At 59.8% G+C, this 15,181-nt stretch carries 16 protein-coding genes and 2 pseudogenes; 6 read left to right on the forward strand and 12 right to left on the reverse strand.

The window, feature by feature from the left end; genetic code table 11:
* Positions 1-203: 203 nt before the first annotated feature.
* Positions 204-749: pseudogene (locus tag KFO72_RS00340) on the reverse strand (transposase); the annotation flags it as partial.
* Positions 750-978: 229 nt separating this feature from the next.
* Between KFO72_RS00340 and istA the strand changes: the two are divergent.
* Together istA and istB are read left to right on the forward strand one after the other, a co-directional pair.
* A complete protein-coding gene (gene istA / locus KFO72_RS00345) occupies positions 979-2,466 on the forward strand; it encodes an IS21 family transposase (RefSeq protein WP_225031056.1) in 1,488 nt (495 codons plus the stop codon).
* Positions 2,463-3,314 carry an IS21-like element helper ATPase IstB gene (gene istB, locus KFO72_RS00350; RefSeq protein WP_225031057.1) on the forward strand — a complete coding sequence of 284 codons (852 nt, stop codon included), beginning with the start codon at positions 2,463-2,465 and terminating at the stop codon, positions 3,312-3,314. The genes istA and istB overlap by 4 nt, the downstream gene beginning before the upstream one ends.
* Positions 3,315-3,684: 370 nt before the next feature.
* Here the strand turns inward: istB and KFO72_RS00355 are convergent.
* Both KFO72_RS00355 and KFO72_RS00360 read right to left on the reverse strand, forming a co-directional pair.
* Positions 3,685-4,367 (reverse strand): annotated as a pseudogene (locus KFO72_RS00355) (transposase); the annotation flags it as partial.
* 500 nt (positions 4,368-4,867) lie between these two features.
* On the reverse strand, positions 4,868-5,554 hold the full coding sequence (locus KFO72_RS00360) for an SOS response-associated peptidase (protein WP_225031058.1): 687 nt from the start codon (positions 5,552-5,554) through the stop codon (positions 4,868-4,870).
* 410 nt (positions 5,555-5,964) lie between these two features.
* Between KFO72_RS00360 and KFO72_RS00365 the strand changes: the two genes are divergently transcribed.
* The 4 genes from KFO72_RS00365 to KFO72_RS00380 all read left to right on the forward strand — a co-directional run bounded on the left by KFO72_RS00365 (position 5,965) and on the right by KFO72_RS00380 (position 9,447).
* A complete protein-coding gene (locus KFO72_RS00365; RefSeq protein WP_318248376.1) occupies positions 5,965-6,759 on the forward strand; it encodes a site-specific integrase in 795 nt (264 codons plus the stop codon).
* A gap of 136 nt (positions 6,760-6,895) precedes the next feature.
* Complete coding sequence (locus tag KFO72_RS00370) at positions 6,896-7,300, forward strand: hypothetical protein (protein ID WP_225031060.1); 405 nt, start codon at positions 6,896-6,898, stop codon at positions 7,298-7,300.
* A gap of 146 nt (positions 7,301-7,446) precedes the next feature.
* Positions 7,447-8,919, forward strand: coding sequence for a 3'-5' exonuclease (locus KFO72_RS00375; protein WP_225031061.1), 1,473 nt, complete (start codon positions 7,447-7,449; stop codon positions 8,917-8,919).
* A 42-nt stretch (positions 8,920-8,961) separates the two neighbouring features.
* A complete protein-coding gene (locus KFO72_RS00380; RefSeq protein WP_225031062.1) occupies positions 8,962-9,447 on the forward strand; it encodes a hypothetical protein in 486 nt (161 codons plus the stop codon).
* 39 nt (positions 9,448-9,486) lie between these two features.
* On the opposite strand, the gene KFO72_RS00385 is transcribed toward KFO72_RS00380, so the two are convergent.
* The 9 genes from KFO72_RS00385 to KFO72_RS00425 all read right to left on the reverse strand — a co-directional run bounded on the left by KFO72_RS00385 (position 9,487) and on the right by KFO72_RS00425 (position 15,175).
* Positions 9,487-9,687 carry a hypothetical protein gene (locus KFO72_RS00385; protein WP_054924159.1) on the reverse strand — a complete coding sequence of 67 codons (201 nt, stop codon included), beginning with the start codon at positions 9,685-9,687 and terminating at the stop codon, positions 9,487-9,489.
* 11 nt (positions 9,688-9,698) lie between these two features.
* Positions 9,699-9,944, reverse strand: coding sequence for a hypothetical protein (locus tag KFO72_RS00390; protein WP_225031063.1), 246 nt, complete (start codon positions 9,942-9,944; stop codon positions 9,699-9,701).
* A gap of 366 nt (positions 9,945-10,310) precedes the next feature.
* Positions 10,311-11,288 carry a hypothetical protein gene (locus tag KFO72_RS00395; protein WP_225031064.1) on the reverse strand — a complete coding sequence of 326 codons (978 nt, stop codon included), beginning with the start codon at positions 11,286-11,288 and terminating at the stop codon, positions 10,311-10,313.
* Positions 11,289-11,357: 69 nt separating this feature from the next.
* The gene (locus KFO72_RS00400; protein WP_225031065.1) at positions 11,358-13,160 is read right to left on the reverse strand and encodes a phosphoadenosine phosphosulfate reductase family protein; all 1,803 of its coding nucleotides are present in this window, start codon (positions 13,158-13,160) and stop codon (positions 11,358-11,360) included.
* 69 nt (positions 13,161-13,229) lie between these two features.
* On the reverse strand, positions 13,230-13,721 hold the full coding sequence (locus KFO72_RS00405; protein WP_225031066.1) for a hypothetical protein: 492 nt from the start codon (positions 13,719-13,721) through the stop codon (positions 13,230-13,232).
* Positions 13,722-13,983: 262 nt separating this feature from the next.
* Complete coding sequence (locus KFO72_RS00410; RefSeq protein ID WP_225031067.1) at positions 13,984-14,367, reverse strand: hypothetical protein; 384 nt, start codon at positions 14,365-14,367, stop codon at positions 13,984-13,986.
* A 93-nt stretch (positions 14,368-14,460) separates the two neighbouring features.
* Positions 14,461-14,742 carry a GntR family transcriptional regulator gene (locus KFO72_RS00415; RefSeq protein ID WP_225031068.1) on the reverse strand — a complete coding sequence of 94 codons (282 nt, stop codon included), beginning with the start codon at positions 14,740-14,742 and terminating at the stop codon, positions 14,461-14,463.
* Positions 14,735-14,908 (reverse strand): hypothetical protein, encoded by a 174-nt coding sequence (locus KFO72_RS00420; RefSeq protein ID WP_225031069.1) that lies wholly within the window; start codon positions 14,906-14,908, stop codon positions 14,735-14,737. Before KFO72_RS00420 ends, KFO72_RS00415 begins: the two co-directional genes overlap by 8 nt.
* Positions 14,909-14,968: 60 nt before the next feature.
* Positions 14,969-15,175, reverse strand: a complete 207-nt coding sequence (locus tag KFO72_RS00425; RefSeq protein ID WP_225031070.1) for a hypothetical protein — start codon at positions 15,173-15,175, stop codon at positions 14,969-14,971.
* Positions 15,176-15,181: the final 6 nt, after the last annotated feature.

Here is a 15,181-nt window from a genome sequence, read left to right on the forward strand (position 1 = left end):
CGCCCTTCGTCTCAGCGATGAGGCGAATCAACAATGTGATGCTTGCGAAGGGCTCGTGCAGCTTGCGAGACCGGCGTCATTGCGACGCTTAATGCTGTGCTCGAGCCGTATGCGGGGAAACTCGCACGTACGGTTCCTCGGGGGCTGCATTCCCGGGAGGGAGTGTGGCTACCCACTTACGAGCATTTTGACGGCGGTCGATTTCAAGCGGCGAGTTTCTGCTGACCCGGTCGATCGTCTTGCACCGGTTCGCCGTCCTTGAAGGCAACGCCTTCGAGCAACAGCTTGATCTTTTCTGGGCCGTTGATACGGCGCCAGGTTTTCTCGGCTTCCTCGATCAGCTTGAATGCCAGCCCGAGGAACGTTGGTCGTGATACGCAGTTACGCGTGCGTGTCGTGCGATGGCGCACCATGGCGAACGTCGATTCGATTGCGTTCGTCGTTCGCAAGTGCTGCCAGTGTTCGGCAGGAAAGTCGTAGAAGGCCAGCAAGCTTTCGCGGTCTTTCTTCAACGTCTCGGCCGCCCTCAGATATTTGGCCGAATAGATCGACACAAAACGATCGAACGCAGCGTGCGCGTCGGCGCGTGTTGCGGCCATCTATATCGATTGCATGTCGGCCTTCGCGCGGGCCTGTTGCGATTTGGGCAGCGCATTCATGACGTTTCCCATTTTATGAAACCAGCAGCGCTGGCCACGCGTGGCCGGATACACCTCCTCCAGCGCCGCCCAGAAGCCCATCGCGCCGTCGTGCCGCGCGTCAAACAAGATGAGAGCAGCGCGTCAATCAGGATGAGAGTACTGGCGTTGCGGCAGCGGTGGAGGGCGTAGCCCGGAAACGCTGCCGCAACGCCGCGCCGAGGAGTCCGCCCCGCTGCCGGGGTGCCTTGTCGGTGGTCGCGGTAAATCGGGTATGAACAGCTCTTCCATGTAGCGAAGGGAGGCTGAGTTGCCCGGCCGACACATCAACGACCATCAGATGAGGCTCTACATGAAGTACAGACTCAAGGAAGGACCAGCTCAAGCGGCTGCGCGCGCCGGGTTCAGCGCCGCCACGGGTTATCGCATCGATCAGGACCGGCGACTGCCATCGCAGAAGAAGGCACCACGTGCGCGTCGCCGTCCCGATCCCCTGGCGGCAATCTTTGACGCCGAGATTGTGCCGCTGCTTCAGTCCGCCCCCGGCATCCGGCCGATGGCCGTACTGGACGAGATGCTTCGGCGCCATCCCGACCTTCCGGGCAACGTGCGCCGCACACTGGAGCGCCGTATTCGCGACTGGCGCGCACTCCATGGCGAGGAGCATGACGTTATGTTCCGTCAGGTACACGAACCCGGTCGTCTCGGGTTGTCCGACTTCACCGAGATGGACAGCCTGGGCGTCACCGTGGCGGGTGTCGCGCTTGACCACCGCCTCTATCACTTCCGGCTGGCCTGCTCGGGCTTTGAGCACGCTCACGTCATTCTCGGCGGCGAGAGCTATGTCGCGCTGGCTGAAGGGCTGCAGAACGCCATCTGGGCACTCGGCGGCGTGCCGCGCGAACACCGCAGCGACAGCCTTTCGGCGGCGTTCCGCAATCTCGAAACCGAGGCGCGCGAGGATCTGACCACACGTTACGAGGCGCTGTGCGCCCACTACGGCATGCAGCCCACGCGCAACAACCGTGGCATTGCCCATGAGAACGGCTCCATCGAGAGCCCTCACGGCCACCTCAAGAACGCAGTGCGCGATGCGTTGCTTCTGCGCGGCACCAACGACTTCGATGATCTCGATTCCTATCGCCGCCTCATCGACGAGATCGTCGGTCGCATCAACGCGCGTAATGGCAAACGCATTGAGGCCGAGCGGGCGCTGCTTCAGCCTCTTCCGGCCCAGCGTACGTGTGACTACGAGGAAACGCGCGTGTACGTCACGACCACCTGTGGCTTCGTCCTGCGCAAGGTGTTCTATACCGTCCCGTCCCGGCTGATCGGCCATCACCTGCGCGTGCGCCTGTACGACGACCGGCTGGAGCTGTTTCTGGGCAGTACGGCCCTGATGACACTGCAGCGCGGCCGTGCGGGTCCCAAGGGTAAGCACGGCCACGTCATCAACTACCGACACGTCATCCACGCGCTGCGCCGCAAGCCCATGGCACTGCTCAACCTGGTCTACCGCGATCAGATCTTTCCGCGCGAGGCCTTTCGCCTGAGCTTCGATCGCCTGCTCGAGCAGCTCCCGGAGCGTCAGGCATGCAGGACCATGGTTGAACTGCTCAGCCTGGCCCACGAGCACAACTGCGAAGCGCAACTGGCCCAGGCGCTGCAGCAGTGCCTGGACGATGGACAGTTACCCGACCTGGACGCACTGTGTTCGCGTTTCGAAGCGACGCGCACGAACAGCATGCCGGAGGTGAACGTCCAGCTAGCACCGCTGAGCGACTACGAAGCCCTGCTTGACGACATGGCAACGGAGGTGACGGCATGAGTCTCGACATCGATGCCACCCGCCTGTCGCTGCTGCTCAACGATTTGCGGCTGCCCGCCATCAAGCAGATCTGGTCCAGCTTTGCCGAGCGCTCCGACACGGAAGGCTGGCCGGCAGCGCGCCTGCTGATGGCGCTGGCCGAACACGAGATCGCAGAGCGCGATCGACGCCGGGTCGAACGTCACCTCAGGGACGCCAAGCTGCTGCCGGGCAAGACACTGGAGAACTTCGATTTCGACGCGGTGCCAATGGTGTCGCGCGCGCACGTCTCGGCGCTTTGCGCTGGCGATGGCTGGTTGCGTAACGGCACCAACCTGATTCTTTTGGGGCCGAGCGGAGGGGGCAAATCGCACTTGTCGTCGGCCATCGGACTGAGCCTGCTGGAGAAGGGCTGGAAGGTCCTCTTCGCTCGCACTACCGACCTCGTGCAACGGTTGCAGGTCGCGCGCCGCGAGCTCGCGCTGGAGTCCGCCATCAACCGGCTGGATCGCTTCGACCTGGTCATCCTGGACGATTTCGCATATGTCAGCAAGGATCAGGCAGAGACGTCGGCGCTGTTCGAGCTCATCAGCGCCAGGTATGAGCGCCGTTCCCTTTGCATAACGGCCAACCAGCCGTTTGGAGAATGGGACAAGGTTTTCCCCGACCGGGCCATGACGGTGGCCGCCGTCGACCGGCTGGTCCATCACTCGACCATCTTTGAGCTGAACGTTGAAAGCTACCGTCGCCGTACTGCCCTGCAGCGCAAGCAGCAGGGACCGGGACGCCCGGCCAGTAGAGCGACACCAAAGAACGTTGGCGTGCCACCGACACAGGAGGATCAGCACGGCATCGACCTCACCGAATGACCCGCTGTTCTCATCCTGATTGACGCCGGCTAGCTTTGCCTGCGAGTCGCGCGTCAATCAACCCCGACATCACCTTCCACGCCACCACATTCTCATCCTGATTGTCGCGCAGCCGGAATACCTGCGGCGTCACCATTACACAGCAATCCTCAACGACTGGGGGCTTAACCTTGATTGTCGCGCGACACCCACTCGCCCGCGTCAATCAACGCCGCGCGTCAATCAATAAACGCTTGCCAGCGACAATCAACATCGGCATCATCATTTCTGCCGCGACATTCTCAACTTGATTGTCGCGCGTCTCTCATCCAGATTGTCGCGCCACACCGTCGCCTACCGCCAGCCGTGGCCCTGCCTTCAGCCCGCGCTATTTCAGGTCCTGAAGAAGCTCTAGCCACGACGCTTTTGTCTCGCGATACCCATCGCCGATCGCCACGCGCTCTTTGCTGCCGTCTGGTTTTACGCCGATGATGACCAGCAAGCATTGCCCATCAGAGTTCTCGCTACGCAGTCCCCGTATGAATGCCGTCGACCCACCAATAAACGTAGTGCGACTTGGACATGTCACGCCGGCTCCAAGCCACATGCTCCTCGGCCCATTGCGCCCTTAAGCCGGCTCACCACGTTGGCCGACAGGCCCTTGGCGTCATCACCGAGCAGCACGCTCAACGCTTCGCCCATGTCGCCCGTCGAGATGCCCTTCAGATACAGCCAGGGCAGCGCTGCGCTAACGCGAGGCGACTTCCTCACGTACGGCGGCACGATCTTCGAATTGAACTTCACGCCCGAACCCGAGCGATCTCGCACCTTCGGTACCTTCACCGCTATCGGCCCGGCGGCCGTCAACACCTCGCGCTCTGGCAAGTAGCCGTTGCGCACAACTGCGCGTTGCCCTTGCAAAGTCTTGACGTTCGCGAACCGCTCCATCAGCTCTGACAGCTCCGCTTCGATCGCCTGTTGAATCACTTGCCGCGCCCCGTGACGAACCAATTCGTCCAGGCCAAGCCCGACTCCCGATAGACCGACGACTGCTTTTTCCGTATCCTTGCTCATGGTGGATGGTTTGTTTTTTTGCTGGGTTCCCGACTTCGACAATCAGATTCTCAGCTGAAACCTCCACCGCCTTCAACTTCCCGCCTCAACTCCCCCGTACACCACTTCCGACTTTAGCTCCAATGTCATGGGCGTTATGCCTTCCGTATATTTTTTTGGCGATTCTTTAAAGCAGTCACGTTTGGATTGGCCTGTGGCGAAGGCATCCAATCCCCGATGAAGAACAGCGTGTGCAGACCCGGAAAATCTTCATTGTTGCGTTTCGTACGGCAGAGGCGGCCGATATGTAAGATGCTGCAATGTCTTGTTCTCTGATCCTGTTGGCGCCCGGGTGCAAGTTGTTGCGGCTAAAAGTAAAAGCGCGAGTGACCGTACCGAGCGACTGTTCGAGATCTGATACCTGCCGTTGCAACTCTGACGAGCCGACCGGCAGGAATGGGTCGGTTTCAGACGTGCGCGCCGGATTAAGCGACTGCCGCGAGGAGCGCGCCAAGGCACAGTCACAACAGCTGCTGCTGATCCTGCTCCGCTGCCGCCGGTTTTGGTTTGCGCGGCGGCAGCGGAAACGGTTCGGCGTGCATGGCTTCGACGGAATAGAGTTGAAGAAATGAGCGGGCCTCGTCGACCGATTGGCACGATAGCCAATCACCGTACTCCGTCGGCGGCACAATCACTACCGAGCGCTTCTCGTCACCTGGCTTGTGGAAGCGCTTCATAAGCGGATGCTCGTCCGAATTGACGGTCAGCATCGTGAAGGCGATCGACTGTGAGCCGTCGATCTCCTTCCACTGGCGCCATAGACCCGCGATCGCGAGCGGGGCTCCGTCCGCCATGCCAATCTTCCAGCGCACCGCTTTGCCCGTCTCGTAGTTCGGCTCGAAAAACGTCAGGCATGGGATCAGGCAAAGCTGCAGGTTCTTCCACGCGCCGCTGAAGCTGCGCTTCTGCTCGACACTTTCGGAACGTGCGTTCATCGTGTCGAACACCTTCACGCCCGGCGGGATGTGCCGGCGAGGAACGATGCCGAACGACGCGGGCACGGTCTCGAAACCGTCAAGGCCGCGACGAAAGACAGGCGCGAAATAGTCCTTGTAGATTTCCGGCTTGTAGTCGAAGTCCGGACGAGGGAACAGGCTAAAGGTGTCCCAGCGGGTATCGTTTGGATTCGCTTCGTAAGACGTGCACATGGAGGCCTCCTTGAGCCGCCATGATAGTCCAGCAAGCGGGATTGAGAGCGCCGGCTTTGACCCAACGAAGGCAGCGATGCGTCCGCGGCGCTCGGGGAAAAATTTATCTCGGGATCAAAAGCCGTACAAAATCACCTCTCTTTCTGCGGCCCAAAGGTCGAGAACCCGATATAAAGTCTGGTCCATGCCGCTCAGCTCACTGATGCCCCATTCCGCTATAGACGGTTTTGGCGAATCGCAGATTCGTCGGGGGTGCTGTGAACGCAAATTCAGTATATAAGGCGCACATGGACATGAATTCTTTGTGGCTATCTGCCCCGTCGGACGCCTATCGAATCTGGCAGGAAACGGAGGCCGTCGGGGCAGACCGACGGCCTTTCTCTGCGCGATCGCGTGTGCAGCACGCCGCAATGTTCGACCGCTTTCTCCGCCATATTCGCGAGCGGCATGCATCGGTGGCCACCTTCGACGCCGCGCAGATCGAATCATTTTTCAACGAGATCGACAGTCGCACGACGCCCCGGACGTCGACGCGCTTGAGATACGCCAAGATGCTGAACCGGCTATGCCGCCATCTCGTCGACATTGGGCTGCGTGCCGGCAACCCGGCGTCTGAAGTAAGCGCGTTCGCTCGTTGGCCCGAGGACGAGCCGCTACCTCTTTACCTCGATCAGGCCGCAGACGAACGGCTACAGGCGTGGACTACCCCGTCAGGGCTGGATGACTCCCGAATACTTCGAAACCGCGCCATCGTAGCGCTTTTCCTAGGTGCGGGCATATCGGCGGCCGAGTTGCGCCATGCGCATCGGTGTCATGTTGTCGTCGACGGCGCCAGGCCGAACGTCTATGTTCCCAAGCGCGGTGCCCGCGAACAACGGCGGGTGACGCTACCGCTGTTTGCATTGCCCGCTCTGCGCCGATGGAAGGACGCCCAGCCATCCTCGGATGACGCTCTGCTTTTTCCGGCACCGGGTCAAGGTGGCGTGATGAACGACGTCCTTCTCGGCACCGTCGTGAAGGACGCGCTCGAGGGCATCGGCTTTGTTGCGCCCGACATGAGTCCGCGAATCTTGCGCAACACCTTTGCTCGCCGACAACTACTGAGTGGCCGCAGCAACGAAGATACAAGCGGGATGCTCGGGCTTGTCAGCCAGCGAACGGTTACTCGTCTGCGTGCCACGATCAGCGAAGCGCGCCCGGCTTGACTTTGCGCGCAGCTCCGTAGGGTGGGTTACGCCGGTTAGTCCAGATCGGCATAACCCATCGATCGGAGTTCGCATGCCTTACCAAACCGAATTTGCCGACATCGCGTATCCGGACGAGTCCGGGCGGCCCTGCGCATTGACCTTTCGCATCGCCATTACCGCCTCGTCGGAACGGCTCGCTGTTGTTCACTTGCGGCGCGTCAATCCGGCTTATCAAAGTCCGATGAGTTCCTACATCGTTCGCGATCGAATCCTCAACCGGATACTCGACAGTTACTTGCGCGGTATGCCGCTCAAGACGGTCAGACTGGTGGTGGAAGATGGCGACAAGACTGCCATGTTTCCCATCGAGGTCGATTTCCAGGATTACATCGAGCGCCGAAATCCACACGAAGCAACGCCCGTCGCGACGGGGCGCGGCCTATTCACACAGCGCGTGAAGATCCGGTCGGAATTTCTGCTCGCGGGGCTCACGCGCGTGCATACCAGTCATAGCAAACCGGTCGCAGTGCCAAAGGACATCGCGCGCGTTTTGCGGTAACCGGATTCGATCGGGCCGCGCAAAGAGACACGCTATTCATGCTCTTTTACCGGCCCGCACACCGCTGATGCTGAGACACTGCTCGTTGTCGCTTGACTTCACGGGTCACCAGTTAGGCTGGTTAAATCATTCGCATCCGAAACATCATGAAAGAGATCAAGCCGACCGATGAACAGCTCTTCACGCTTGATGCAGTTGCGTCCGGCGCAACGGTCAAAGTGAAAGCGTACGCGGGCGCAGGAAAAACGTCACAGCTGCGCATGATTGCCGAGCGCTTCAGTTCAAAGCGCGGGCTCTATCTCTCGTTCAACAAGGACATCGCAACGGATGCGAGAAAGAAATTCCCGCGCAACGTCACCTGTAAAACGGTTCACTCTGCCGCTTACGGAGCAACGGAAAAAGCTCTGACGGCAAGGCTCAATCTACCGAAGGAGCCACCTCACCATCTTGCGAGCAGGTATGGGCTTGGTCCGGTTCGGGTCCCGACGATCATCGGCAAGAACATCGATCTGTCTGCATTCCAGGTCGGGCGACTGGTGGCGGACGGTGCGGCGCGCTTCTGCCGGTCGGCGCAGGACAAACCTGAGCCATGGCATATCCCCGTCGATGAAATGATCACTGAAGCCGCGGCCGACGAACTACGCTCAACGCTGCTGCCGTTCGTCGTACGCCACTGGAATGAGAGCACGGACCCAAATGGGAAGACTGCAATCACGCCCGATGTCTACCTCAAGACGTGGGAGCGGTCGCGCCCTCAGATCGGCGCGGACTTCATCCTTCTCGACGAAGCGCAGGATAGCGACGGATTGATGCTCTCGGTGTTGCGTCGGCAGGAACACGCACAGATCATCTACGTCGGCGATCCGTACCAGCAGATTTACGAGTGGCGCGGCGCGGTCAATGCGATGGAACACATCAAGGCGCGTGAATGTGCCCTGACTGAGTCTTTCCGTTTCGGGCACCACTTCGCCGCGCTCGCTTCGCGTGTGCTGAATCTCTTGGGCGAACGAACCCCGCTCCGCGGCCAGTCGCACATCGAATCTGTATTCTTCGAAGAGTCAGACCCGGCTAGGAAGTTCGATGCCATCCTGTGTCGCAAAAACGTGACCGTGATCGGGACTCTCGCGAATGGGCTGCAGGCCGGGCACAAGGTAGCCGTCCGGGCGAACATCGAAGAGATCCTGGCCTTCGCAGACGGTGCTGACCGCCTGATGCGAGGCGAGCGTACGTTCAGCCCCGCGTCTCTGGCGCTGTTTGAAACGTGGCGTGACGTGCAGGAGTATGCCGCCAGCTACGCAGGCCGAGACCTCCTACCCATCGTTCAGATCATCGACCGGGAGGGGACTGCCTACTTGCGCGATATGTTGTCACGCGCATCGCCGGAAGCCGAGGCCGACTATGTCGTTTCGACCGTTCATCGCGCAAAAGGACTCGAATGGAACCGTGTAAAGGTCTGCGGTGACTTCCGTTTCAAGACAGACGATGACGGACGCACGACACTTACCGATGAAGAGAAGCGCCTGCTCTACGTGAGTTTGACCCGAGCGCGGTGCGAGATGGATGTTTCCGAGCTTCGGAACGATCTACTTAAAGTTTTCAAGGATGGTGCCGAAAGGTAGTCAGGCACCGCCATCACCGGAAAAATCCAGCGAGAGGAAAACATGTTTGAGGAAACTTGGCAACCAATCGGAAGCGTCGCGGAACTCGAGGCTTTACTGAGACGCGTCGCCGCCGACGTCAAAGGTGAGAACGGCGCGCGGCCAAACACGATCGCTGCAACGAAAGAATATCTCAAGAAAGGCCGATGGATCGTTGAGCTTATTCAGAGAATTGAACGGGAGTATGTAAGGTTGACGGGGGGCAGTCCGGCCGCACGCAAGCAGGCTAAAAGCCGTGTCTACGAGTTCGTACAAGATACGACTGGGCTATCTCGTGACTCCGTCAACCTCTATGCACGTTGCTACGAGAAATTTGCTCAAATGCCGGAGGCATTGGAACTTAGAATTTCGGATATGCAGTTGCTGCTGCCGGACGAAGCTGACGCCGACTTGATTAGGTACATCGCTGAACGCAGGAGAGACATGCCGCATCTGCGTCGCGAAGAAGTCCGCGAACTCATCCGGCATTACCGGATGGCTCGAGCTTGATTAGGCCGGGTCTAATGTCGGCCCCAGCGAGCTCTCGACCTACCCGTTTTCCGGTCTATCTCTGGCTTCTGTATCGACCATATCAGGATCGGGAACGGCGACATAGCGGTGCGGCTCACCGCGAATAGCCGCACCGTTGTTACCTTCGCTGACCAGCGCACGGGCCAGGCTGCCCTCTGCAACGTCGTCGCGTATCAGGACGCGCTTGCCGTCGGCCTCGATCGCCCAAATTTCAAACATGTCGTTTTCCGTTACCCCTGCGACGCCTTGCGCACCGCAAGGCGATAGTTGTTGTCGATCCACTGCCTTGCCCATTCGATTCCGCGTTCGTAGGCCTGCGCCCGATAAACGCGGTTTCCGAGATCAGTGAAAATGAACCGCTCGTTATCACGCGAGACGATCACGCCCGAAACAAAAAGCCTCTGATTCGCCAGGATAGTCGGTGACGCCTCGATCTTCCAGCCTCGATACTCCGCGAACCGGTTCACGCGTTTCATGGGCACCTCCGATTGCATCACGTATAGTCTAGATTAAAGTCGACTCCCCGCCACGTACTGTGATTCTTTTCTTCCTGCAACGCCCGGTCGAATAGCCGCGTGGAGTTAGCCATCTGCGGGCCGTCTGTAGAAGGCTTTGTCTGGTCGCTTGCTTGCGCTGTAACGGTTCCAAGGAGATGCGCGCCTATAGTGCGGCGATCGCTATTTGTTGTTCACAGGTGGTATCGGTTTGCAGGTACTGTGTCGGATTAACGGCAAAAGCGCGTGGTCTTTTTACGCCACCAAGCGAATCCCGTCGGAGCCAGAAAAAAGTAAAGCCCGCGGTTCCGAGGAACTCGCGGGCTGTAGGAAAAGGATCTGAGGCTGTCAGGCGGCAAAGGAAAGCCGAAACTGATCGCCGGCGGCAGGCGCGACGCGGCGAGTTGCAGACTCCATCCAACGATCGACCTCCGCGATGCGGTGAGCGATCGTATTCGATACTCCGGCCTTTCGGGCCTTCACGCGCGCAGCGAAGTCGGCCGCCATTGAGTCTACGCTCGCTACCCAGTCGTACATCTTCACCCGCTCCAGCGCCTGTCCTTTCACCCCGAACAGATGGAGCTTCGCTCCGGCCGGAAGATGCCCTTCGAGGCCTTCGAGAATCGCGAACAAGCCGTGACGCGGATCGGTAAGATGCCGCCGACAGACCGAACCGAGACCGATCAGCACCGGCGGCGCAATCCACGGCATCCAGCGATCCCACACCTGCATCATGAGGTCGATGCTACGGCGGTAATCGTCGACGCACCAGCCCTGCGCCACGGGTACGGGAATGCGAACCATGTTCTGCACGGCGTTCGCACTCATCGTCTGGGCCAGCTGGTCCTGCCAAGCGTACACCACCCGAAGCATGCCTTCGAGCAGCGTCGCCGTCGCGTCCACACGATAGTCGATCGCCTCCTGGTCAACGGCCAGCTCTGGCTCGCAACAAAAGTCCGGTTGAGCGACCCATGACGCACCTGAGAACGAGGCCAGTTCAACAAACTGTTCCATCGTGCAAGGATAGACACCGGCAATCCCAGGCTGCCGCCCCTTCGACTGGAACAATTTCATTGCGGTAAAACCAGCGCTGTCCAGCGCAAAATCGATCTCCGTTAGATCGGTTGCTTCAGGAATGCGGAAACGACCCGTCTTCGGGTTCCAGAAGGCAGACGCGGAAACCATTCCGGCGAAGCCTTCATTAAAAGCGTGAAACGCCAGCTTGCCGCCACTATGGGGAATGCCGCCGCGGATCAACAGGCCGTCATCGACGTGCGCATTGAGTTGCGACATCGGCATGCGTCCGCCCTCTAATTCAATCAGCATAGAAATGCTCCATGACAAACGCGGAGCAGCCCATGCGGACCGCCCCGCATGGGTGTGAACGACGACCGCTTACGCGGCCAACGGAAACAGATGCATCTGTTGCCCCTCGATGCCGCGCATCTGCGCGTCGCTGATCGCGTTCTCAACGAGATGCCGGTCCAACTCGGCTGGCGAGAGATTCAGACGTTCGGCAAGCCGCGCGAAATATTGCCCGCGCGTCGCCATGTCCTGATAGCGCTGTGACGCACCCGCCGGTAGTGTCAGCATCGTTTCGTTGAGCCAGAAGCGCGCCGATTCGATCGCTGCATGGCCCTGAACACGCGCGTACCAGGCATGGTCGAAGGTGCACGTTACGAACTCGCACGCCCGCGACGCGTCGACGTCGAGTTGATCGCTCTCCTCGAAGTAGACGGTGCGCTCTCCGCCTGTGGTCTGCGCGTAGGCGGAAGGCCGCTCAGGATGGCGATACGGATTCCACTGTTCTGCTGCATAGTCTCGCAGTCCGTCGGTCGGTGCTTCTGCATCGAAACCGCCAACCCGATACCAGCCATGCAACGGAATCGGGACCTTCGGAAACGTCTCCACCTGTGGAATGGGATAGCGGCGTCCGAGGCGGTGAACTTCGAACCAGACCGAGATGGCTGGAAACGCGTGCGGTGCATAGTGGTGCATCGACCACATGAAATCGGTCGCAAGCAACTGTGCCGGCGTGATCATCTCGAACTGCACCTCGCACAGTTCGCGATTTTCGGGTGTATCAGGGATACGGCCGCTCGCGAGATCCGCGTCATGCTGCTCGGCGCGCTCCACTTCGAGCGCATCGAGCGTGAGCAGGTAGCGCAAGAGATTGACCCTCTCCTTGTAGGATATGACGTCGGGCTGAACCCGGATATAGCCGTTGTCGCTTAGCGACCGACCGACCAGCTCGCGTCTGCTGAGATCCCACTGGGTTGCGAGCAGGTAGTTCCGGAAGTCGTTGAGTCCCTCCATATAGGCATGCTCCGGCTCGCGGACCATTGATTCGAGCGAACTGTCGCGCTCGCCGGCAACGCAGCAAAAAACACAGCCCATACGACTGCCACACGGCGCACGCTGACCGTCCTCTCCGAGCACGACTCCACACATTCCATCGTTGGCCGCGCGGTACAGGTCCGAAAGGCGTTCGATGGTCCGTTGTGAGAAGGCGCAAGGGAAAGGGCGTTTTGCTTCGTCAGCGAACAGCGTGAGCATTGTCCAGACGTCGTCAGTGCTCCAGTCTCGCAGTGGCGACACGGCGAGTGCACCACGCGTATCCCGGACCGCCGCGATCGCGCTTTCACCGCGCTCGAGCATTGCCGTGCCGCGCGATGTGCTTTCGGCGAGCCGATTGCCCAGTACCGTGACAATCTCACGATCACCACTCGCGGCCGCGTTGCGTTCGAGTGCGATACGCAAGCGGCCCTGTGGGATCACTTTCCAGTCCGTCGCACACGCGCGAATGCGCTTGCCGTTTCGCACCCCGTTCTGCGGCGTACGAACCAGCGTGCCGCGACCGATGGTCGACACCACGAATTGCGCCGCCAGCGATGGCGTAGCTACGTGAGTCGTCACCGACAGAGCGTGCCTGTCGGCAAAGTGATCGATTTCTTCGAGCGTGGTCTCGATGTGACGACCAAGGCTAACGTTTTCGATGGTTGTGTTGGCGGTAGAAATGAAATGGCTCGGCTGGGCGTGATTGGCGAGCGCAACGCGACGCACGGCCTCGAGCATGAGAATCGTCGCGCAGGTTGAGTCCTTTCCGCTTACGGTGCCGCATAGTGGATGGCCCGCATGAATGAGGCCCATGAGGACCGCAATCGCGGCTTCCATCTTGAGGATGATTTCGTCAAACATGATTGCTCCGGTTCAAGGGAGCACTCCCATGCGGGAATCGCTCCCACAGGGATTAATGAATTGAGAGGGTCAGTCAGCGAGTGCTGATATTTCCTCGACCATCTGGCAGTACTTGATGAGGCCTTCCTGATGCTTTTGCATGATGGCCGCACGTCGAATACCCCGCGCCCACCGGGCAGTTGAGCCGATGCGGTCGAGCGCGCCGGGATCGGTCACGAGATAACCCATGCGGAGCATCTCTTCGACAGCCTCGTTAAGGGAGTCAAAGCACTGGTGCCCGATGAACCCATCCTGATCGAACTGCTGAACACGCCATGGCTTCGCGCCGGAGGCCTCCGGGAGTGCGAATGCCCACGACTCGCGCTCCTTCAGGCGACACTCGATACCGGCCGGGTCGCCGTCATACGAAGACATGAGACGCTGGTACGCGATCTGCAACGGACGGGCTTCATCACGCAAGAGACGGGCGAAGTCTGCTGGGATGTCATCCGATGCTGCACAGACAGTTTCCCAGGACGAGGAACGGTAACGTTTGATGGCGCTGCGATGGATGTTGTTCACGGAGGCTCCAGTGGAAGGGAGCCCTCCCCTGTGGGGAGAAGGCTCCCACAGGGAAAAAAAGAAAGGCCCGCACGGAGCGAGCCTGTCGATGCGCCAGTGGCGCGGGTTGTGTACACAGCGTAACGCCAAAAATTGGCCGTGACACCATTGAAAGATGCTGTATTTGCAGTCTCTTTCGCCAGCGCGATGTTCAACAAAAAAGCCCGTCGAAGCCTCCTGGTTGGAGACTCACGACGGGCGGCTGCAGGTTTTCGAAGGCTGCCTATGCAGGCTCGGCTACGAGAATGTGTGTCATCCAAGCCGACGCCGATGGAAGGCGGCCAACGAGGGAGATCAGCTGCGAGTCTTCGGTGCTACGCGCCTCAACGCTCGAACCGTTCAGGATCGCCGCCTGTAGATAAAACAGGAATGCAACAGCGTCTGGTCCATGTTCTTCGGCAATCGCACCAAGCGATTCGACTTCGTCGAGCAGCTCGCGCACGAACTGCGACGAGAGGCCTGCACGACGCATGTTCACGATCGCGTTGACCGCGACATCTGCGCCGGCGCCGGGATCATCGTCAGGAATGTCCGTACTGGCGATTGCCGTAGTTTCGACCAGGCAACGCATCACGTCGTCGAAAAAATCACTGCACGAATACGTCATCGATTTGCTCCAGCGAATTGTGGTGAGCAAACCGCACCAACCGGGCGGTTTGCCCGGTTGGGAACGTGAATAAAAATGGAAAGTGCTGCGGAATCAGGCCGACGGAGCAACCTGCTGGCTGAGAACAACTGTTCCGCCGCGGCCGACATTGCTGCGAATCAGACCGCGACGTGCCGCCTCGCGAAAGGCCGCATTCACGGTATTCAGGTGGAAACCAAGGTCGTCGGCAATCGCCCGCTGTGATGGCAGCCGATCTCCGGGTGCGAAGATGCCGAGGCGGATCGCTTCTTCAATCTCGGCAGCGATTGCCAGATAGGCGCTCCCGCGCAGGCGGCCAAAATCAGGACGCCAGCCCTGCTTCGGGTCCTTATACATTGCTATACCTCAAATGCCGGTCGAACGGCGACGGATTTGCGCGTGTAGTAGCGCGCGTGCCCGCGCCATGATTGCCCATTGCTGCAACGGACTGCTGTTCCCAGAGCAAACAGGCAAGCGCCAGTAACGCTCCGATCAAAGTCGCAGTCGCAATCTGCTTTTTCATGATCGCCTCGAAGTTTAAGCGAAAAGCCCCAATGCGCTGTCGAGAGTTGGGGCTTTCGCATCAGGAGCAGGTTTTCGGATGCGCGGCTGGAAATACCAGCACGCGGCCATCCTTGCAGAGAACGAAGTCGCCCCGCTCGCCTTTCGGCTGCTGGACGACAATCGTTGGGACAGGCTTCGCCGTTTCGACCCTCGCCTGGGGCTGGGACGAGCAGGCGCACAGCGACGAACTGCCTGCTGCAATGAGCAGCATCAAAAGGTTGTTCATGGGGAA

It is taken from the genome of Paraburkholderia sp. XV, assembly GCF_020177535.1.
GTDB classification, from domain to species: Bacteria; Pseudomonadota; Gammaproteobacteria; order Burkholderiales; family Burkholderiaceae; genus Paraburkholderia; species Paraburkholderia caribensis.